Source organism: Pseudomonas alloputida (genome assembly GCF_021283545.2).
GTDB classification, from domain to species: Bacteria; Pseudomonadota; Gammaproteobacteria; order Pseudomonadales; family Pseudomonadaceae; genus Aquipseudomonas; species Aquipseudomonas alloputida.
Genome location: NZ_CP128540.1, coordinates 6,223,683 through 6,242,151 on the forward strand (window position 1 = coordinate 6,223,683; position 18,469 = coordinate 6,242,151).

General features: G+C 57.5%; 18 protein-coding genes and 1 pseudogene. 13 read left to right on the forward strand and 6 right to left on the reverse strand.

Features of this window, described 5'->3' with window-relative positions:
- Positions 1-66 precede the first annotated feature (66 nt).
- Positions 67-1,497, forward strand: a complete 1,431-nt coding sequence (locus LU682_RS28735; protein WP_162490574.1) for an aminotransferase-like domain-containing protein — start codon at positions 67-69, stop codon at positions 1,495-1,497.
- A 60-nt stretch (positions 1,498-1,557) separates the two neighbouring features.
- Positions 1,558-3,111 carry a phospholipase D family protein gene (locus tag LU682_RS28740; RefSeq protein WP_010955784.1) on the forward strand — a complete coding sequence of 518 codons (1,554 nt, stop codon included), beginning with the start codon at positions 1,558-1,560 and terminating at the stop codon, positions 3,109-3,111.
- A gap of 34 nt (positions 3,112-3,145) precedes the next feature.
- Here LU682_RS28740 and LU682_RS28745 read toward each other — a convergent pair whose 3' ends face one another.
- Together LU682_RS28745 and LU682_RS28750 are read right to left on the reverse strand one after the other, a co-directional pair.
- Entirely contained in the window at positions 3,146-4,285 is a 1,140-nt protein-coding gene (locus LU682_RS28745) for an MFS transporter (protein WP_003253511.1), read from the reverse strand.
- A gap of 110 nt (positions 4,286-4,395) precedes the next feature.
- Complete coding sequence (locus LU682_RS28750; RefSeq protein ID WP_010955785.1) at positions 4,396-5,889, reverse strand: aldehyde dehydrogenase; 1,494 nt, start codon at positions 5,887-5,889, stop codon at positions 4,396-4,398.
- Positions 5,890-6,085: 196 nt separating this feature from the next.
- On the opposite strand from LU682_RS28750, the gene LU682_RS28755 reads away from it, so the two are divergent.
- Positions 6,086-6,445, forward strand: coding sequence for a cupin domain-containing protein (locus LU682_RS28755; protein WP_010955786.1), 360 nt, complete (start codon positions 6,086-6,088; stop codon positions 6,443-6,445).
- Positions 6,446-6,540: 95 nt separating this feature from the next.
- Positions 6,541-6,744: a hypothetical protein gene (locus tag LU682_RS28760; protein ID WP_020190325.1), complete on the forward strand. Its 204-nt coding sequence runs from the start codon at positions 6,541-6,543 to the stop codon at positions 6,742-6,744.
- Positions 6,745-6,810: 66 nt separating this feature from the next.
- Here LU682_RS28760 and rpmG read toward each other — a convergent pair whose 3' ends face one another.
- Both rpmG and rpmB read right to left on the reverse strand, forming a co-directional pair.
- The gene (rpmG, locus tag LU682_RS28765; protein ID WP_003253507.1) at positions 6,811-6,966 is read right to left on the reverse strand and encodes a 50S ribosomal protein L33; all 156 of its coding nucleotides are present in this window, start codon (positions 6,964-6,966) and stop codon (positions 6,811-6,813) included.
- An 11-nt stretch (positions 6,967-6,977) separates the two neighbouring features.
- Entirely contained in the window at positions 6,978-7,214 is a 237-nt protein-coding gene (rpmB, locus tag LU682_RS28770; RefSeq protein ID WP_003253504.1) for a 50S ribosomal protein L28, read from the reverse strand.
- A 361-nt stretch (positions 7,215-7,575) separates the two neighbouring features.
- Between rpmB and LU682_RS28775 the strand changes: the two genes are divergently transcribed.
- Positions 7,576-9,165, forward strand: a complete 1,590-nt coding sequence (locus LU682_RS28775) for an ABC transporter substrate-binding protein (protein WP_010955788.1) — start codon at positions 7,576-7,578, stop codon at positions 9,163-9,165.
- A 135-nt stretch (positions 9,166-9,300) separates the two neighbouring features.
- Here LU682_RS28775 and LU682_RS28780 read toward each other — a convergent pair.
- Positions 9,301-9,465 (reverse strand): annotated as a pseudogene (locus LU682_RS28780) (JAB domain-containing protein); the annotation flags it as partial.
- A gap of 76 nt (positions 9,466-9,541) precedes the next feature.
- On the opposite strand from LU682_RS28780, the gene LU682_RS28785 reads away from it, so the two are divergent.
- The 4 genes from LU682_RS28785 to LU682_RS28800 are packed head-to-tail and all read left to right on the forward strand — an operon-like array spanning position 9,542 to position 15,063.
- Positions 9,542-10,708, forward strand: a complete 1,167-nt coding sequence (locus tag LU682_RS28785) for a tyrosine-type recombinase/integrase (RefSeq protein ID WP_223817826.1) — start codon at positions 9,542-9,544, stop codon at positions 10,706-10,708.
- Positions 10,701-12,308, forward strand: a complete 1,608-nt coding sequence (locus LU682_RS28790) for a site-specific integrase (RefSeq protein WP_003253494.1) — start codon at positions 10,701-10,703, stop codon at positions 12,306-12,308. Before LU682_RS28785 ends, LU682_RS28790 begins: the two co-directional genes overlap by 8 nt.
- On the forward strand, positions 12,305-14,707 hold the full coding sequence (locus tag LU682_RS28795) for a site-specific integrase (protein ID WP_003253492.1): 2,403 nt from the start codon (positions 12,305-12,307) through the stop codon (positions 14,705-14,707). Before LU682_RS28790 ends, LU682_RS28795 begins: the two co-directional genes overlap by 4 nt.
- Positions 14,704-15,063 carry a hypothetical protein gene (locus LU682_RS28800; RefSeq protein ID WP_003253491.1) on the forward strand — a complete coding sequence of 120 codons (360 nt, stop codon included), beginning with the start codon at positions 14,704-14,706 and terminating at the stop codon, positions 15,061-15,063. The genes LU682_RS28795 and LU682_RS28800 overlap by 4 nt, the downstream gene beginning before the upstream one ends.
- Positions 15,064-15,071: 8 nt before the next feature.
- Here LU682_RS28800 and LU682_RS28805 read toward each other — a convergent pair whose 3' ends face one another.
- Positions 15,072-15,464 (reverse strand): hypothetical protein, encoded by a 393-nt coding sequence (locus LU682_RS28805; protein ID WP_289175875.1) that lies wholly within the window; start codon positions 15,462-15,464, stop codon positions 15,072-15,074.
- A gap of 86 nt (positions 15,465-15,550) precedes the next feature.
- On the opposite strand from LU682_RS28805, the gene tnpB reads away from it, so the two are divergent.
- The 4 genes from tnpB to LU682_RS28825 all read left to right on the forward strand — a co-directional run bounded on the left by tnpB (position 15,551) and on the right by LU682_RS28825 (position 18,456).
- Entirely contained in the window at positions 15,551-15,910 is a 360-nt protein-coding gene (gene tnpB / locus LU682_RS28810) for an IS66 family insertion sequence element accessory protein TnpB (RefSeq protein WP_009687920.1), read from the forward strand.
- 18 nt (positions 15,911-15,928) lie between these two features.
- Complete coding sequence (locus tag LU682_RS28815; protein ID WP_010951895.1) at positions 15,929-17,461, forward strand: IS66-like element ISPpu15 family transposase; 1,533 nt, start codon at positions 15,929-15,931, stop codon at positions 17,459-17,461.
- Positions 17,462-17,626: 165 nt separating this feature from the next.
- A complete protein-coding gene (locus LU682_RS28820) occupies positions 17,627-17,947 on the forward strand; it encodes a helix-turn-helix domain-containing protein (protein ID WP_003253486.1) in 321 nt (106 codons plus the stop codon).
- Positions 17,948-18,096: 149 nt separating this feature from the next.
- Entirely contained in the window at positions 18,097-18,456 is a 360-nt protein-coding gene (locus LU682_RS28825; protein WP_003253484.1) for a histone-like nucleoid-structuring protein, MvaT/MvaU family, read from the forward strand.
- Positions 18,457-18,469: the final 13 nt, after the last annotated feature.

The window sequence follows — 18,469 nt, forward strand, 5'->3', positions numbered from 1 at the left end:
GACTGAATGCTGTATTTTCAGCCCAACTGTACCGGTCGCTATGCCAATGCAGCGCAGGAGTATGCCGTGACCCTCTACCTGAATCTCGCCGAAATACTCGGCGCCCGAATCAAGCAGGGCCTCTATCGCCCTGGCCAGCGCCTGCCGTCCGTGCGCGCACTGAGTGAGGAGCATGGGGTCAGCCTGAGCACCGTGCAGCAGGCCTATCGCATGCTCGAAGACAGCGGTATGGTCTCGCCGCGGCCCAAGTCCGGCTACTTCGTCAGCGACCAACGGCAGTTGCCGGCACTGCCCGCAGTCAGCCGCCCGGCCCAGCGCCCGGTGGACATCTCGCAGTGGGAACAGGTGCTGGAGCTGGTGCGCAGTACGCCGCGCCAGGATGTGGTGCAACTCGGCCGCGGCATGCCCGACATCGACAGCCCTACCCTGAAGCCGCTGCTGCGCAGCCTTGCCCAGTTGAGCCGGCGCCAGGACATGCCTGGCCTGTACTACGACAACATCCACGGTAACCTGGCCCTGCGCGAACAGGTGGCCCGGCTGATGCTCGACTCCGGCTGCCGCCTGGGGCCGGCCGACCTGGTGATTACCACCGGCTGCCATGAGGCGCTGTCATGCAGCATCCGCGCAGTCTGCGAGCCAGGCGACATCGTCGCGGTCGACTCGCCCAGCTTCCACGGCGCCATGCAAACCCTCAAGGGCTTGGGCATGAAAGCGCTGGAAATCCCCACCGACCCGGTCACCGGCATCAGCCTGGAGGCGCTGGAGCTGGCCCTGGAGCAGTGGCCGATCAAGCTCATTCAGATCACCCCCAGCTGCAACAACCCGCTGGGCTACATCATGCCCGAGGCACGCAAGAAGGCCCTGCTGAGCCTCGCCCAACGCTATGACGTGGCGATTCTGGAAGACGATGTGTACGGCGACCTGGCCTATACCTACCCACGCCCACGCACCCTGAAGTCGTTCGACGACGATGGCCGCGTGCTGCTCTGCAGTTCGTTCTCCAAAACCCTCGCGCCCGGCCTGCGGATCGGCTGGGTGGCGCCCGGGCGCTACCTGGAGCGCGTGCTGCACATGAAATACATCAGCACCGGCAGCACCGCCAGCCAGCCTCAGCTGGCCATCGCTGACTTCATCGCAGCCGGGCACTACCAGCCCCATGTACGGCGCATGCGCAGCCAGTACCAGCGTGGCCGCGACCTGATGGGCGACTGGGTGACCCGCTACTTCCCGGCGGGCACCCGGGTCAGCCGGCCCCAGGGCGGCTTCATGCTGTGGGTGGAATTACCCGAACATCTCGATACGCTTCGGCTGAACCGCGCTTTACTGGAGCAGGGCGTGCAGGTTGCCGTGGGCAGCATCTTTTCGGCCTCGGGCAAGTTTCGCCACTGCCTGCGCATGAATTTCGCCGCCAGGCCAACGCCGCAAATCGAAGCCTCCGTGCGCAAGGTTGGTGAAACCGCCCTTCGTCTACTGGATGACGAAAGCGCCGACGCGTAACTTTGCGCCGCCCGTCACGGTCAAACCCCTAAAGCCCTTGCTGCACAGGACGGTTCACCCTTGAGACTCCAGCGAGCCTTGCCTCTGCTGCTGGTGTTGTTGCTCGGCGTTGCCGGTTGCACAAGCATCAGCGCGCCCCGCGAAACCAGCCAGGCGTTGCCTGCCCACGAATCGGCCTTTGGCCGCTCGGTGCTGCGCCAGGCCGCGCCCTATGGCGGCCGCTCGGGCTTTCGCCTGCTGCCCAACAGCAACGAGGCATTTCGCGCCCGCGCCGAACTGATACGCAACGCCCAGGCGAGCATCGACCTGCAGTACTACATCGTCCACGACGGTCTCAGTACCCGCGCCCTTGTGCATGAACTGCTGCGCGCTGCCGACCGTGGCGTGCGCGTGCGCATCCTGCTCGACGACACCACCAGCGACGGCCTGGACACCGTCATGGGCACCCTCGATGCCCATCCGAACATCCACATTCGCGTGTTCAACCCACTGCATCTGGGGCGCAGTACCGGCGTTACGCGCGCCGTGGGCCGGCTGTTCAACTTGTCGCGCCAGCACCGGCGCATGCACAACAAGCTGTTCCTGGTGGACAACAGCATGGCCATCGTCGGCGGGCGCAACCTGGGCGACGAGTATTTCGATGCCGAGCCCAACCTCAACTTCACCGACATCGACCTGCTGGGCGTGGGCCCGGTAGCCGAGCAGCTGGGGCACAGCTTCGACCAGTACTGGAACAGCGCCCTCAGCCGGCCGATCACCGATTTCCTCTGGCATGACCCGGATGCCAACGACCTGCGGGCTAGCCGCCAGCGCCTGGAAGTGTCGCTGGCCAAAGCCAGGACCCAGCGCAAGGCCCTGTACGACCGCTTGATGGCCTATCAGTCGCAGCCGCGCCTGGATGTGTGGCGCAACGAGCTGATCTGGGCTCACGCACAGGCCCTATGGGATGCGCCCAGCAAGGTGTTGGCCGAAGACGAACCGGACCCGCAATTACTGCTGAGCCAGCAACTGGCTCCGGACCTGGCTAACGTGCACCGCGAGTTGGTCCTGGCATCGGCCTACTTTGTACCGGGCGAACCGGGGCTGCTGTACCTGACCGGCCGCGCCGACGCTGGCGTTTCGGTGAAGCTGCTGACCAACTCGCTGGAAGCCACCGACGTGCCGGCAGTGCATGGAGGCTATGCACCCTATCGTCGTGCCTTGCTTGAGCACGGGGTGCAGCTTTACGAGCTTCGCCGCCAGCCAGGCGACCCCAGCGCGGGGCGACTGAGTTTCCGTGGCAGCTCGGATTCGAGCCTGCACACCAAGGCGATCGTGTTCGACCGGCGCAAGACCTTCATCGGCTCGTTCAACTTCGACCCGCGCTCAGTATTGTGGAACACCGAGGTCGGGGTACTGGTGGACAGCCCGGAGCTGGCCGAATACACCCGCGAACTGGCCCAGCAGGGTATGGCGCCTGCGCTGAGCTATCAGGTGAAACTGATAGGTAACAAGCTGGTGTGGGCGACCGAGGACAATGGCCAACGGCACGTGCTGACGTCTGAGCCGGGCGGGATCTGGCGACGCTTCAATGCCTGGATCAGCAAGGCGGTTGGCTTGGAGAAGATGCTATAGCGGCGATTCCGGGGCCTTGCGGCCCCCAAAATCATCAGGCAGAAACCGGCTCAAAGGCTCCGCGCCGCCGCGTCAATACAACCAACCCCGCAGCCCCGGCCGCCATCAGGAACAGCAACGCATGCCCGCTGATCCACTGGCTCCCCGCCCCGGCCAACAACGGCCCGAGCAAACAGCCAATGCCCCACAGTTGGGCTACGTGGGCATTGGCCCGTACCAACTCATCATCGCGGTAGCGCTCACCGATCAGCACCAGCGACAAGGTGAACAAGCCGCCGGCACTGGCGCCGAACAACACCCACAACGGCCAGATAACCGGGGTGTGCAACAGCAGCGGGATCGCCAGACTGGACACCAGCAGGGTCACCGCACAGCCAGTGAACAGGGTACGTCGCGACATATGGTCGGCCAGCGCGCCGATGGGCAATTGCAGCACCGCATCACCCACCACCACGGTACTCACCATGAACAAGGCGATTTCGGTGCTGAAGCCCTGCTGCAGGCAATACACCGGCAGCAAGGTGAGGATCATCGCCTCGAACGAGGCGAACAGGGCAATGGCCCAGGCAATTACCGGCAAGCGTCGGCAGAAGGCGAACAGGTCGCCAAAGGTGACACTGCAGGCTTCCGTGCTCGGCGCTCCACCACGCCCCAGCAGAACCAGCGGCGCGGCCAGCAGCAGGCCGGTCGCCGCCCAGAAGCCGAAGTCGTCATCAGAGCCGAGGAAACCCAGCACCAACGGCCCGGCCAACTGGCTCAGGGCGTAGCTGCTGCCATACAGCGCCACCAACCGGCCACGCCACTGTTCGACCACCAGTTGGTTGATCCAGCTTTCGCCGAGGATGAACACCACGGTCAGAGACATGCCGATCATCAGCCGCAGCAGCAGCCATAACGGGTAACTAGGCAGCAGCGCGAGCAGGCCAATCGACAGCGCCCCGCCCCACAGGCACAGGCGCATCGCCGAAGGTACGCCAACCCAACCTGCCAGGCGGCTGGCCAGGCTGGCGCCGGCCAGTACGCCCAACGCCGGCATTGCCGCCATCACGCCGATGGCGAAGCTGCCGTAGCCCCAGGCCTCCAGGCGCAGGGACACCAGCGGCATGCTCACGCCAAGCGCCAGCCCGACACTGAGCACCGATGCCAGTACGGCGAAGTAGGTACCCCAACGCATTACAGCCTCCCAGCCAATATTTCCAGGGGCCCATTTGCGGGCAAGCCCGCTCCTGCAACGGTCGCGAAGACCTGCAGGAGCGGGCTTGCCCGCGAAAAGGACCTACCGGGTTACAGCTTGATCCAGGTCGCCTTCAGCTCGGTGTACTTCTCCAGTGCGTGCAGCGACTTGTCACGGCCGTTGCCCGACTGTTTGAAGCCACCGAACGGCGCGGTCATGTCGCCACCATCGTACTGGTTGACCCAGACGCTGCCTGCACGCACGGCACGGGCGGTCTTGTGGGCCTTGGAAATGTCCGAAGTCCAGATACCAGCGGCCAGGCCATACGGGGTGTCGTTGGCAATGGCCACGGCTTCTTCGGCGGTGTCGAAGGCAATCACCGACAGCACCGGGCCGAAGATTTCTTCCTGGGCAATGCGCATGGCGTTAGTCACGCCGTCGAAGATGGTCGGCTCGACGTAGGTGCCGCCGGTCTCTTCCAGGGTGCGTTTGCCGCCGGCCAGCAGCTTGGCGCCGTCCTTGTGGCCAGCCTCGATGTACGACAGCACGGTGTTCATCTGCTGGGTATCGACCAAGGCACCGACAGTGGTCTGCGGGTCCAGCGGGTTGCCTGGCTTCCAGCCCTTCAGGGCCTCTACCACCATCGGCAGGAACTTGTCCTTGATCGAACGCTCGACCAGCAGGCGGGAGCCTGCAGTGCACACTTCGCCCTGGTTGAAGGCGATGGCGCTGGCTGCGGCCTCGGCGGCTGCTTGCAGGTCCGGGGCGTCGGCAAAGACGATGTTCGGGCTCTTGCCACCGGCTTCCAGCCAGATGCGTTTCATGTTCGACTCGCCCGCGTAAACCATCAGTTGCTTGGCGATCTTGGTCGAACCGGTGAACACCAGGGTGTCCACGTCCATGTGCAGGGCCAGTGCCTTGCCCACGGTGTGGCCATAGCCTGGCAGCACGTTCAGCACGCCAGCGGGGATACCGGCCTCGATCGCCAGTTGGGCGATGCGGATGGCGGTCAGCGGCGATTTTTCGGACGGCTTGAGCACGACCGAGTTACCGGTGGCCAGTGCAGGGCCGAGTTTCCAGCAGGCCATCAGCAACGGGAAGTTCCACGGCACGATGGCACCAACCACACCCACGGGTTCGCGGGTAACCAGGCCAAGCTGGTCATGCGGGGTCGGGGCAACTTCGTCGTAGACCTTGTCGATGGCTTCGGCAGTCCAGTGAATGGCTTGGGCCGCACCTGGGATGTCGATGCTGGAGGAGTCGCCGATCGGCTTGCCCATGTCCAGCGTTTCCAACAGCGCCAGCTCTTCGACGTTCTTGCGCAGCAGGTCGGCGAAGCGGATCAGCTTGGCCTTGCGCTTGGCGGGGGCCAGCTGCGACCACACGCCGGAGTTGAAGGTGGCACGGGCGTTTTCAACAGCGCGGTTGGCATCGGCCAGGTCGCAGCTGGCAACCTTGGCCAGGAAGCGTCCGTCGACCGGGCTCAGGCACTCGAAGGTTTCACCGGATACGGCATCGGTGTATTCGCCGTTGATGAAGGCACGGCCTTCGATCTTCAGTTGCTGGGCACGTTGTTCCCAGTCCGCACGGGTCAGGGTGGTCATACGAAACTCCTCCTCTTGTTTAGGTGCAACGCCGCACTGAGGACTCACAGGCGTTGTCAGAATTCTGGCCGGGCGCCAAGCGCACACTGGCAAGCGATACCCTAAACCAGCCGGTGTAAACTATCAATATATTTGACACGAGAGGCTCAAAAGCCTACTGATGTTCATTTTATTAAACAACAACAGGAGCCGAACCATGAGTATTGATAGCATCATCGACTTCGCGCAGGTCATCACCGAGGCCGAACGCTACCGCCCGGCTGCAGAGAAAATCCTCAAGGGCGAGCCGGACCAGGCGGTCTACAACCACTATTCCAGCCCGTGCGGGCAGTTTGCCGCTGGCGTATGGGAAGGTGAGGTGGGCCAGTGGACAGTGAACTACACCGAGCACGAATACTGCGAGATCGTCCAAGGCGTTTCGGTGCTGCGCGACGAGGATGGCGGGGCGAAAACCCTGCGTGCCGGCGATCGCTTTGTAATCCCCGCCGGCTTCAAAGGCACTTGGGAGGTGCTGGAGCCTTGCCGCAAGATCTATGTGATGTTCGAGCAGAAGTAACCACAGCAGTATCTATGTAGCGCAGGCAATTCGCAGGCATGCGTGAGGATGGCCCTGCCCATGTCGGGCCATCCAACTTCAACAGGAAGAACACCATGACCAACGAAGAAGTGCTGCGAACCCTCGCCCACCTGGTCGGCACCCCTTACGCGCCAGCGCTCAAAGACACCATCCGCACCCTTACCGGCCGCACCCGGGTGGTCGGCCCCAACGAAATGTGCACCCGCGAGTACGACGTCGAGCGCATCCAGATCAAGGCCGGTGCCGACCTGCTGATCCAGGGCTTCGACTTCAACTGACCCTGCAACAGCCAAAAAAAAACCCGCCTCCTTTCGGATGCGGGTTTTTTTCAGGTCGCCGATCAATTACTTGATCTTGGCTTCCTTGTACACCACGTGCTTGCGAACAACCGGATCATATTTCTTGATCTCGATTTTGTCCGGGGTGGTGCGCTTGTTCTTGTCGGTGGTGTAGAAGTGGCCGGTACCGGCACTCGAAACCAGACGGATCAATTCACGCATGATGCTCTCCCTTAAACCTTGGCGCCAGCTTTACGGATGTCAACCAGAACGGCGTCGATGCCGCGCTTGTCGATGATACGCATGCCTTTGGCGGAAACGCGCAGACGCACGAAACGCTTCTCGGATTCAACCCAGAAACGGTGGTGCTGCAGGTTCGGCAGGAAACGACGACGGGTTTTGTTGTTTGCGTGGGAAATGTTGTTCCCGGTTACTGGACCCTTACCAGTAACTTGACAGACTCTCGACATGACTCAGCCCTCTAAAACCACATGCCCAACCCGGCATGGGTTGGCCGCTTAATCTCTCAGTCTTTGGCGCCTGGGCGCCGTGATTCTGGAGGCCTTATCGACCGGATCCGCTTATGCGACAGGCCGAGCCCCTAGAAAAGAGCGCTGCTTTATACCAGAAAGACTTGGCTGCAACAACAGTAGATGCACATTACCGCTAGCCAGAACGCGCCGGGCCAGCATAGCGGCAGGCCCCGCCAGTCGTCGACCGCTCGTCGCAAGATTTGCAAAAAAGGGTGTGGTCATTTGCCGGCGGGCGCACTAGGGTAAGCCTTTTCCAGACTGCACTGGCAGATGGGCCACTGACAGCCAAGGAGCCACCATGCGTGTCGCCGCACTTTCCTTATTGTTCACCACCCTGTTCGCCGCTGGCGCTGCCCAGGCCGCTCCGCTGAGCGTTTGCAGCGAGGCCAGCCCCGAAGGCTTCGACGTGGTCCAGTACAATTCGCTCACCACCACCAACGCCACCGCCGACGTGCTGATGAACCGCCTGGTGGAGTTCGATGCGGCGCAAGGCAAGGTGGTGCCGAGCCTGGCGACCAGCTGGACGGTATCGGCCGACGGCCTGGTGTATGACTTCACCCTGCGCGATGACGTCAAGTTTCACAGCACCTCCTATTTCAAGCCAAGCCGCAAGCTGAATGCCGACGACGTGCTGTTCAGCTTCCAGCGCATGCTCTACCCGGCCCATGCCTGGCACAAGACTGCGCCGGGCGGCTACCCGCATGCCCAATCGCTGCAGCTGGGCAGCCTGATCAAGGCGATCGAGGCACCGTCGCCGAACACCGTGCGCTTCACCCTCAGCCACCCGGACGCCACCTTCCTGGCCACCCTGAGCATGGGCTTCGCCTCGATCTACTCCGCAGAATACGCTGACAAGCTGCTCAAGGCCGGCACACCGGAAAAGCTCAACAACCAACCGATCGGCACCGGGCCGTTCGTGTTCCAGCGTTTCCAGAAAGACGCCGTGGTGCGCTACCGCGCCAACCCGGACTACTTCGCCGGCAAGCCGGCGGTCGACCCGCTGATCTTCGCCATCACCACCGATGCCAACGTGCGCCTGCAGAAGCTCAAGCGTGGCGAGTGCCAGGTTGCCCTGTCGCCCAAGCCGTTGGACATTGCCGAAGCGGGCCAGGACGGTAACCTCAAGGTGGCCACCACCCCGGCATTCATGACTGCCTTCGTGGCCATCAACAGCCAGCACCCGCCGCTGGACAAGCCGGAAGTGCGTCAGGCGATCAACCTGGCCTTCGACAGGCAAGCCTACCTCAAGGCCGTGTTCGAAGACTCTGCGGTGGCTGCCAATGGCCCCTACCCGCCCAATACCTGGAGCTACGCCAAGGACCTGCCCGGCTACCCGCTGGACCTGAAGAAAGCCAAGGCCCTGCTGGCCAAGGCCGGCCTGGCCGAAGGCTTCAGTACCACCATCTGGACCCGGCCCTCGGGTAGCCTGCTCAACCCCAACCCCAGCCTTGGCGCGCAGATGCTGCAAGCCGACTTGGCGAAGATTGGTATCAAGGCTGAAATCCGCGTGATCGAATGGGGCGAGCTTATCCGCCGCGCCAAGGCCGGCGAGCATGACTTGCTGTTCATGGGCTGGGCGGGCGACAACGGCGACCCGGACAACTTCCTCAGCCCGCAGTTTTCCTGTGCGGCGGTCGAGTCAGGGACCAACTTCGCACGCTTCTGCGACAGCCGCCTCGACCAGCTGATCAGCGCCGGGCGCACCACCAACGACCAGAGCGTACGCAGCCGGCTGTACCAGCAGGCGCAGACACTGATCCAGCAGCAGGCGCTGTGGGTGCCACTGGCGCACCCGACGGCGGCGACCTTGCTGCGCCAAGGCGTCGAGGGGTACCAGGTGAGCCCGTTCGGGCGGCTGGATTTCAGCAAGGTGACGGTGACCAAGTAAGCCTGTACCGGCCTCTTCGCGGGTAAACCCGCTCCTACAGGGGTAGCGCCAGCCTGGCAGTTGACGCTACCCCTGTAGGAGCGGGTTTACCCGCGAAAGGGCCCGTACTGACCCTATAAGGCTCTCAGTACTCCCTCAGACCACAATCCACCCATGCTCGACCATCGACAACGGCTCCCCATCACCAATGATGATGTGATCCAGCACCCGCACATCAATCAACGCCAGCCCCCGCTTCAACGACAGCGTCAAATGCACATCGTCCTGACTCGGTTCACTGATCCCTGAAGGATGGTTGTGGCACTTATGGTATATGTTCGGAAACGTTGCAGATCTGGAGCTACCGATGCCAGACGTCCCTTTCTGCGAGATCCGAATGATTCGTACTGCCTCCAGCGGCCTCAGGCCATACCTGCTGGTGCAGGGGGTTCCAGTGATCCTAGCAAACCTCTGGGCGGAGGATTTGCTCCACAGATCGCGTCTCAATACCGTCGAAAATTACCTACGTGACATCGCTATCGCGTACGAGTGGGCTCTCAGCCGAGGTTCTCCACTGGAAGCGAAGCTTGAGCGCCTAGCGGTGTTCAGCTCAGCGGAACTGACATCGCTGGCCGAACGCCTCTGCTCCACCAAACGCGGTGCGGGTGCGAGCCAATCGACATGCACCCGACGACTCGAAGCTGTCAAATCATTCATAGATTTCTCCTTCGAGCACTACGTTGAGCTCAATCGACTAGGTCTACTTGAGCAAAGCCAAGCGGAAAAAAACAAAGCCAAGAATCTGCGAAATCTTCAAAAAAAAATCACCAAGATTGCATATCAATCAGAACCGCCGCTACCAGCAACGCCACTTGACTCCGGCGGACAAGCCTTATTCAAAGGGGTGCTCAGTCCTGATGACTTTAGGAACCCATTCCAAAGTAAACAGATACAGGCACGCAATTACTGTCTGTTCTTAGTAATGCTTGAAACACTTGCCAGGCGTGGCGAAGTGGTTCTCATAGAACTCGACGACGTTGACCTTGGTCCCTCACCTACAATACGCATCAAGCGCCCAAGCGATATCAACAGGGAGCGGAGACTGGACGGGGCTAGTCTCAAGACGCGCGGTCGGATAGTCCCCATAACCGCATCGGTAGCCGCGGTTCTGAACGAATACATTTCCGATCATCGCCCTAAACTGATCAAACCAAAAAGACCTTGTACAGCCCTATTCGTGAGTTCCCGTGACGGGAGACGGCTATCTGCGCGAACCGTAAACACCATTCTTCGTACCGTTGCAGCCAGCCTCGGCTTGCCAAACTTTTCAACACGAATTCATCCGCACGGCTTGAGGGCGACAGGGGCAAATATAGCTCGCAAAAAGTTTGAAAAAAGTGGCGCCAACAGCATTAATGTAAAAGATGCTCTGGCGTATCTGGGCGGATGGAGCCCCAGCAGCGAAAGTGTTCAGCGCTACTCTCGACAGGCCATATCTGATCGGCTCGGCGAAATAATCAGAAGCTCAGACAGCTCAAATTTTCGAGGCAATGAAGATGATTAAAATTTCGCCTGCCGAACTCGTAGCCGAGATTGAATGTCGCTTCGGCATCGAGGCCGATGCCTTTCCTTCCACAGTCAAATCCACCTTCGGTCAGGCTATAACAATTCACAACAATGATGCGTGGGTTGAGAGAATAACGGTAGAGATTGTCGGGTGTGCTCCGATGAATATTGCGTGGAGCAAGCCCCTACATTCTAACTTGTTAGTTGAGTGGCTACTCAGAGGGTGGTTCATCGACAGACTCCAAACCCACATCGACCTTAGGCCTCTGATTGTCGTCCAGCGGCTTCTGGCCCAGCATAAATTTTCGGGAAATGACGCGGATACTATTGGCAATAGGTTATCGACATTTGCTGTACGTGAATGCACTCGATTAAAAGCATCAAGCTGGTATGAGGAGCTAGTTGCTCTTCGAGTATTTTATCGATGGTGCTTGGATGAAGAAGTCCCAGGCTTCAACGAACATGACAGCCTTGAACTATCACAGCTTACAGTAAAGGCGCATGATAACAGGCATTTAGTCACGATGCGAGATGATGACTTTGGCCCTTTCACTCGCGTACAACTCGCGAACATTGAGATGAAGCTTGCCAACAATCCGCTCATCACTCATGCCCAACGCACGCTTTTTTTGCTCTGTCGCGACTGGGCTCTTCGCCCTATACAGTTGGCCCTAATGCAGGTTACTGACTTCGGGATCGATGAGGGCGGCCCCTTTGTAAAGGTGCCGAGTGTTAAAGGAATTAGACGTTCAAGGCTCAGGAGGCATCCGAGCAACCTGGTAAAACGTTACATCGCTAACGATACTGCAGAGGCAGTAGAACTTCAGTGCACTTTAGCTGAGACCCAATGCAATGCCGCATCGAAGGAAATCAACGCGATATGTGCCAGGCATGGAATAAGCACTCCAGTACTTCCTACGCCGTTGTTTCCCTCGGCGTACACAACCGAAAACCGCCTTTTACGCTTCCTCACCAACCCCAAGCTGACACCATTCACATTACATCTCGACAACCATAGAATAAGTTATGCGCTAACATCTCTCACTTGGATACTCCAGTTACCAGACCCTCATCGACCCATACAAAAAACAGAGCCCTTCATGCGGATCACCGCGTACCGACTGCGCAGGACCAAGGCTACTTCAATGGTTCTTTCCGGTGCATCCCCTGAAGAGGTCGCTGAAGCTTTAGATCATTCAAATCTGAACTCTATAAAGCACTACTTCCATTACAACCTTGAGCTGCAAGAGTTCATAAATACGACCCACATGGCAAGCCCGGAGATCAATGCAGCCGTGCAGATGTGGTGCGGCAAATTCATGGAAGAAATCCCTGACAGATCCGCGCTAAGGCCAATAAGTGGCTTAGGATCATGCAATTCTGAAGAGCCATGTCCTTACCACCCGACGGTCACTTGCTATGCATGCCCTAAATTCAGACCTAGCCGTCATGCTAATCATGAAGGGGCTTTAGCAGACATCACTAAATTCCAGCAGATGCTCGGGAGCAATTCCACTGGCGCTATGGCCCAACAGGTCGAAGCAGCAATTCACGGCGCTAAGTCAGTAATCATTGCTGTGAAGGAGTTGAAAGAATGAGCATATCAATGATGGTCTTAGACGACCGATACAAACATGCAGAGCAACAATTTAATGACCTCAAGGCCAACGGATTAGTAGCAGGAGATTTCGAGGGCAAGGTATGGCAGTATCGATCGAGTAATATTCCCTTCACATCACTCGATCCTCTCAACAGGCGAAATCAAGACCAACCCCCTCTCCCGCTAGTGATTGGCAAGCTTGCGCGCTGCTTTATAGTTAAAGAAATTCTGGCACATCCGTCAGCAGAGCTGATTATCGGCAGAATGGCCTCGATTAGGCATCTATCCGCAGTAATGGATAGCGAAAACATTGAGTGGAGCGACATAACGCGCAAAGTCTTCGACCGCACCGTAGACTCGATCAGGCATGGACGTTCAGACTCTACCATTTACCATAGAGCAAATGCCCTCAAGGCATTTGTTGATTTCCTCAACCAACTTAGCGTAATGGTCGATGGAGTACTGCTGCGATTCGTCGATAGGTTTATCAAATGGCAAACTGGGATACCCAACCCGACTCATAGTGCGCTTGAACTCACATCACGAGAGTTTCAGCAAAGAGAAGAAAATCTATACTCTTCTGACTTGCACAAAGGGATTGCACAAGCCAGGTGGTTGATCAAGCAGAACCCACATTTGGAGCCAACTGCGGGCTTCGATAGAATTCGACTTGAGGCGACCTGCTTTGGAATGGCGCTCGGTTTGAGAGTTGGTGAGATCGCGAATCTTCCAAAGAGTTGCCTTTTCCAAGATCCCAACACTCACACGACGTTCGTACGAGTGCCTGTAGAAAAAAACTGCATCCCCAACGCCGTACCCGTCGCAGACCTATGGAGCGCACCACTCACCGAAGCGTACGAGTACTTGCTGGCTGTCACTCAGGATGCTAGAGAGCGTGCTCTTGACATTGAAACCAATGGTTTCTCATTTATAGATAAAGCACTCGCAGCCTATCGCGCTAACCATCCGTTAGATCCCGGCGCGGTGGATCAACTCTCATCGTTGGATCTGCCCGTAGAACATCACTACTTTGTTGAGGAGATATGTAAGTGCTTCCCCGTATCTCCAAAAGAGCTCTACAGTGGTGGGCGATTTTACAGCAGCAGCGTTGAACTCCCTAGAATAACGGCCGCTCGAATCGCAATTTGGATAGATGAACGAATGCATAATTGGGATTGGTCTAATTTTCTCAATGAGTACAAAAAGAACTGTTATAGCGTATCCGTCATTGACATTGCAAAACACACAAAATCCTCCGAGGCGTCAGTAAAAAAGAGCAAATGGTTTGTAGATCACCTGCGCACCTTTCTCAAGGGAATGGTTCACGACGGGCTTTTCAAGCCTGGAAACAATCCTTCACATGCGCAACTCTTCGACATCCGGAATGAGTGGGCAAGCATCAGAGAACTTATGTTATCTCAAAGAGGATTCGGGGCGGGAGTACCATCCCTGGTCATAGATATCAGACTGCTCAAGCGCCTTTTAGAAGATAAATACAGATTTCACCTGCGACGCCATTTTGAAGAACAATTTTCAATGCCTGGTGATGGAAGTGAAGCACCTTATCATGCGAAGCACACTGCCAAAGGTTATCCTAGCAAGCTGAGTGACAACTTACTTGTAATCTGGGAAAACCAGTTTGACTCGATATCTGAGCTAGGGATCATCCCCCGCCCCCTATTTAGAGCCGATCTCTACAACTATCTCTCTTCGAACTCCTCAAAAAAAACAATCTTTCAGCGCCTTGACCTACGAGGGCAAGACGGTGAAATCTTTTCCATCACTCCTCATCAAATCCGTCGTTGGGTTACCACGGCAATTCTTCGTTCTGGTCCCTCTGAAACAGCTGTGGACCTATGGATGGGGCGAACCCCACGCCAAAGCCGTCAATATGACTACCGTACTGCCAAAGAGCGAGCAGAATATGTGAGATCTTTATACTTGGCCGTTGACCCTCCCCCAGACTTTTTGGGCAGGCTAGTAATCCGATGGCGGGAGGAGTCAATCGCTGACGAACAAATCGAAGAGATGATCATCGAGAAACTCAGCATTCTCAACCTAACGCCTTGGGGCGGGTGTACACGTGAGCTCTATATCAGTCCGTGCGACAGGGGCCTCATGTGTATCAGAGGCTTCGGTACAGATTCTGGATGTAAATCCTTTCACCTGAACCCTGATGATCTGGAAGCAAAGGCCGCTATCGAGAGCTTACTCAGCGAGTACGAGAAAATTTTGAGGGCAATTTTTGACAACCAAACTGACATCACGTCTAGTATTGAGGCTGAGCTCGATAATACTCACGCTTTCGATCAGCACGTTCTGTTTGTGATGGATATGGTTACGAGCTGCAAAACGGCCTTAGAAGCTTACTCAAAACCTAAGAAGGCTTCATCATGAAGCAGGAAAAAAAATGGAAGGACCACGTGCGGTCCATTCTCGCCGAATATGAGGCCGGACGGGTTCAGGAACCGCTCACCCAAAGTGGCCTTGCCCAGCAGGCGGGTGTTAGTCGTCAAACGCTCTGGAGAGATGAGGAAATACGATCTTTATATACGGCCACTCAGACCCATCTTAAAGACTTCAAAAAGGTCGGGCGTAAAAATAGTGATGCGAGAATTTATGCTCTCGAAGCACAGCTACAAAAAGCACGCATGGAGAACAATCGATTAATTCAGACAATCGTCAAAGCCGCTCAGCTAATGACCGAGGATGCAATTGACCCAAGACGATACTTCGAAGATACCACGAGCTGACTCACCAGCTATCCTCGTCTGTAAAGTTCCTTGAAGAAGCCATACTCACGGCACTCGGAGCTGTTAGGCTGGTAATACCGACGACCGCCTTGAACGGTGTAACACCTGTACAAACGATCCTCGCTTTCATGAATGACCTCCAGATGCTCCATCGCCCACCCGCTACTACCGTTCATCCACCCGGGAGTAACAATCTGAAGGGATAACTCAACGGCACCATTCAGGGTTAAACGCGTGAACTGCTCCAGCCCACGCATGTCCTCCAGAAAGAAGACCTCCACACACGTGTCCTCTCCCCGCTCCCTCGTCACCGTGATGTGAATCCATGGCGATGACAGCCGTTGCTCCACGAAATGCCAAGCCTGCTGATCCTCAGCCAGCCAGGCGAAGGAGCGATCCACCGTAAGGGATCCATCATCCCCACATTCCAACCGTCCACCTGATTCCCGATGCTGTGCTCCCGATTTCTTTCTGGAGCCAGCCCGCCATGATGCGCCCCGACAGCAAAGTCGAAAAAGTCTACCTCTACCCCAAGCCCGTGGACTTTCGAAAGTCCATCGACGGCCTCACTGCCCTGGTCGAACTGGACATCAAGGTCGCCGTGTTCGACCCGGTACTTTTCGTCTTCCTCAATAAAGCCCGTAACCGCATCAAGGTGTTGTATTGGGAGCGCAACGGCTTCTGCCTTTGGCTCAAGCGCCTCGAAGCCGAGCGTTTCAAAACTTCACCCGACGCGACCGACGAAGCTATCGTACTGACCGTCCAGGAACTGAATTGGCTACTCGACGGTTTCGATCTCTGGCGCAACCGTCCGCATCAGGTTTTGACTCCTCGTTTCGTCGCCTGACCGGGTATAATCCGGGCCATGATTTCAGTGCCCGATAACCTTCCTGACGACCCTGCCGCGCTCAAACTACTGCTTGCGCAGTTGTTGGCCGAGCGCACGGTCGACAAAGGTCAGATCGTCGACCTTAAAGAACAGGTCAAGCTGCTGCGTGACCGATTATTCAATCGCAAGTCCGAGCAAACCGTCGAGTCCAACACGCCCCAACTGGCGTTGTTCAATGAACCCGAAAGTCAGTGGGTACCTACCGCTGATGATGCCGACGAAGAAGTTGTTGCGCCAAGCAAGCAGCGCGGCAAACGCAAGCCACTGTCGGCTGACCTGCCACGCATTGAAGTCATTCATGACTTGCCCGAGCACGAACTGACTTGCGCCTGTGGTTGCCGCAAACACGTGGTTGGCGAGCAAACCAGCGAACAACTCGACATCGTGCCGATGCAGATCCGTGTGCTTAAACACGTACGCAAAATCTATGGCTGCCGTGGCTGCGAAACCGCGCCGGTCACCGCTGACAAGCCGGCCCAATTGATTGAAAAGAGCATGGCCAGTCCCAGCGTGCTGGCGATGTTGCTAACCACCAAGTACGTCGATGGCCTGCCGCTGCACCGCTTCGAAACGGTGCTGAACCGACATGGTATCGAGATCCCCCGGCAAACCCTGGCCCGCTGGGTCATCCAGTGCAGCGAACACTTTCAGCCACTGCTGAACCTGATGCGTGACCGCCTGCTGGAAAGCCCGGTGATCCATTGCGATGAAACTCGCGTGCAGGTGCTCAAAGAGCCGGATCGTGATCCGACCAGTCAATCCTGGATGTGGGTGCAGGCCAGTGGCCCGCCTGATCGACAAGTCGTGCTGTTCGATTACACCACCAGCCGCGCGCAGGAGGTGCCGCTGCGCCTGCTGGAGGGCTATCGCGGTTACGTGATGACCGATGATTACGCCGGTTACAACGCGTTGGCGCTACAGCCGGGCGTTGAACGACTGGCGTGCATGGCGCATGTCCGGCGTAAATTCGTCGAAGCGCAGAAGGTGCAGCCTAAGGGCAAGAGCGGTCGCGCCGATGTTGCGCTGACGATGATCAACAAACTGTATGGCATCGAACGCGACCTCAAGGATGCCAGCGATGAACAGCGATTCATCGGTCGTCAGGAACGAAGCCTGCCGATCCTTGAGCAGTTGAAAAGTTGGCTCGACAAGACGCACTCACAGGTGACACCGCAAAGCGTACTGGGCAAGGCGGTGCTTTACCTGGCAAACAACTGGAACCGCCTGGAGCGGTATGTCGAGGCGGGCCACCTGCCGATCGACAACAACCTGGCAGAGCGGGCCATAAAGCCGTTTGTGATCGGGCGCAAAGCTTGGCTGTTCAGTGACACGCCCAAGGGAGCCACGGCTAGCGCGCAGATCTACAGCTTGGTCGAAACCGCCAAGGTCAACGGCCAAGAGCCCTATACGTGGCTGCGCCACGTCCTGGAGCGACTGCCGCACGCCTCATCGGTAGCAGACTACGAAGCGCTGCTGCCATGGAACTGTTCGCCAGAGATGCCACGGTAACTTTGGCTTCCACCTTGTGGTAGGTGGGGTTCATGGATCGGTTACGATCCACCTCTGCCCATCGGTTGGTGATAAACATCATGACCCCCTCTCAAATGAACAGCATACATTGTAGTCATATACTGTTCACGGGTGCCTCATCTTTCCTTTTGCGGAAGATGCAAAGTGGAATTGAGACAGGCATTCGGTCGGGTTCTGAAGTGGATGCGAGTCCAACAAAAGCTGACCCAAGAAGACTTCGCGACGGTGAGCAGTCGTACCTACATCAGCACGCTGGAAAGGGGACGATACGTCCCGACCATCGAGAAACTGGACACCATCGCACCAGTGCTGGGAGTTCATCCGATCACATTACTGGTTGGGAGCTATGCCCTCAAAGAGAACCGAGCAGTGGCAGAGTTACTCGCTCAAATCACTCAAGAAGCTGAACGCATGGACCTTGCAACGGCCTTCCCGGACTCAAGCAAAACCTCACACCAGAGCTGATCACCACCTGCTAATGCCGCGAAGCGATTGCCCAAGCGCCAATGGGGGGACTGGATTTTGCTCTATTGCAGGGCTGTTTAGGCCACAAGATACTTAGCACGCTTTCTGTCTAGCCTGATAAAATCTCAGGCCACTTCTTGGAGAATCTCATGTCCCGTCTCGCTGAATTTCGCCTTCTCGAACAACAGCTCGCCGCGCAGCTCGCCGAACTGGAAGCACTGAAGAATGATTCCGCCCTGAAGCAGGAAATGGAATTCGAAACGAAGCTCCGCAACCTGCTCAACGATTACGGCTACAGCCTGCGTCACGTGATCCAGATCATTGATCCGCAGCCCGTAGATTCCGGATCTATTGCACAAAAACCTGCACGGAAACCACGAGTAGTGAAAACCTACAAGAACCCGCATAGCGGAGAAGTCGTTGAGACGAAGGGGGGCAATCAGCGCACTCTGAAGGCCTGGAAGGCAGAGTACGGTGCCGAGGTGGTTGAGTCCTGGTTAGCCAACTGACTGTGCTGTAGTC

Excerpts from the sequence above, each read along its gene's own strand:
- LU682_RS28760 (WP_020190325.1), top strand. The coding sequence starts at position 6,541 with ATGACCAACGAAGAAGTGCTGCGAACCCTCGCCCACCTGGTCGGCACC.
- LU682_RS28815 (WP_010951895.1), top strand. The coding sequence starts at position 15,929 with ATGATTTCAGTGCCCGATAACCTTCCTGACGACCCTGCCGCGCTCAAA.
- tnpB (WP_009687920.1), top strand. The coding sequence starts at position 15,551 with ATGATGCGCCCCGACAGCAAAGTCGAAAAAGTCTACCTCTACCCCAAG.
- LU682_RS28750 (WP_010955785.1), bottom strand. The coding sequence starts at position 5,889 with ATGACCACCCTGACCCGTGCGGACTGGGAACAACGTGCCCAGCAACTG.
- LU682_RS28800 (WP_003253491.1), top strand. The coding sequence starts at position 14,704 with ATGAAGCAGGAAAAAAAATGGAAGGACCACGTGCGGTCCATTCTCGCC.
- rpmB (WP_003253504.1), bottom strand. The coding sequence starts at position 7,214 with ATGTCGAGAGTCTGTCAAGTTACTGGTAAGGGTCCAGTAACCGGGAAC.
- LU682_RS28790 (WP_003253494.1), top strand. The coding sequence starts at position 10,701 with ATGATTAAAATTTCGCCTGCCGAACTCGTAGCCGAGATTGAATGTCGC.
- rpmG (WP_003253507.1), bottom strand. The coding sequence starts at position 6,966 with ATGCGTGAATTGATCCGTCTGGTTTCGAGTGCCGGTACCGGCCACTTC.
- LU682_RS28755 (WP_010955786.1), top strand. The coding sequence starts at position 6,086 with ATGAGTATTGATAGCATCATCGACTTCGCGCAGGTCATCACCGAGGCC.
- LU682_RS28745 (WP_003253511.1), bottom strand. The coding sequence starts at position 4,285 with ATGCGTTGGGGTACCTACTTCGCCGTACTGGCATCGGTGCTCAGTGTC.
- LU682_RS28775 (WP_010955788.1), top strand. The coding sequence starts at position 7,576 with ATGCGTGTCGCCGCACTTTCCTTATTGTTCACCACCCTGTTCGCCGCT.
- LU682_RS28785 (WP_223817826.1), top strand. The coding sequence starts at position 9,542 with ATGATTCGTACTGCCTCCAGCGGCCTCAGGCCATACCTGCTGGTGCAG.
- LU682_RS28795 (WP_003253492.1), top strand. The coding sequence starts at position 12,305 with ATGAGCATATCAATGATGGTCTTAGACGACCGATACAAACATGCAGAG.
- LU682_RS28825 (WP_003253484.1), top strand. The coding sequence starts at position 18,097 with ATGTCCCGTCTCGCTGAATTTCGCCTTCTCGAACAACAGCTCGCCGCG.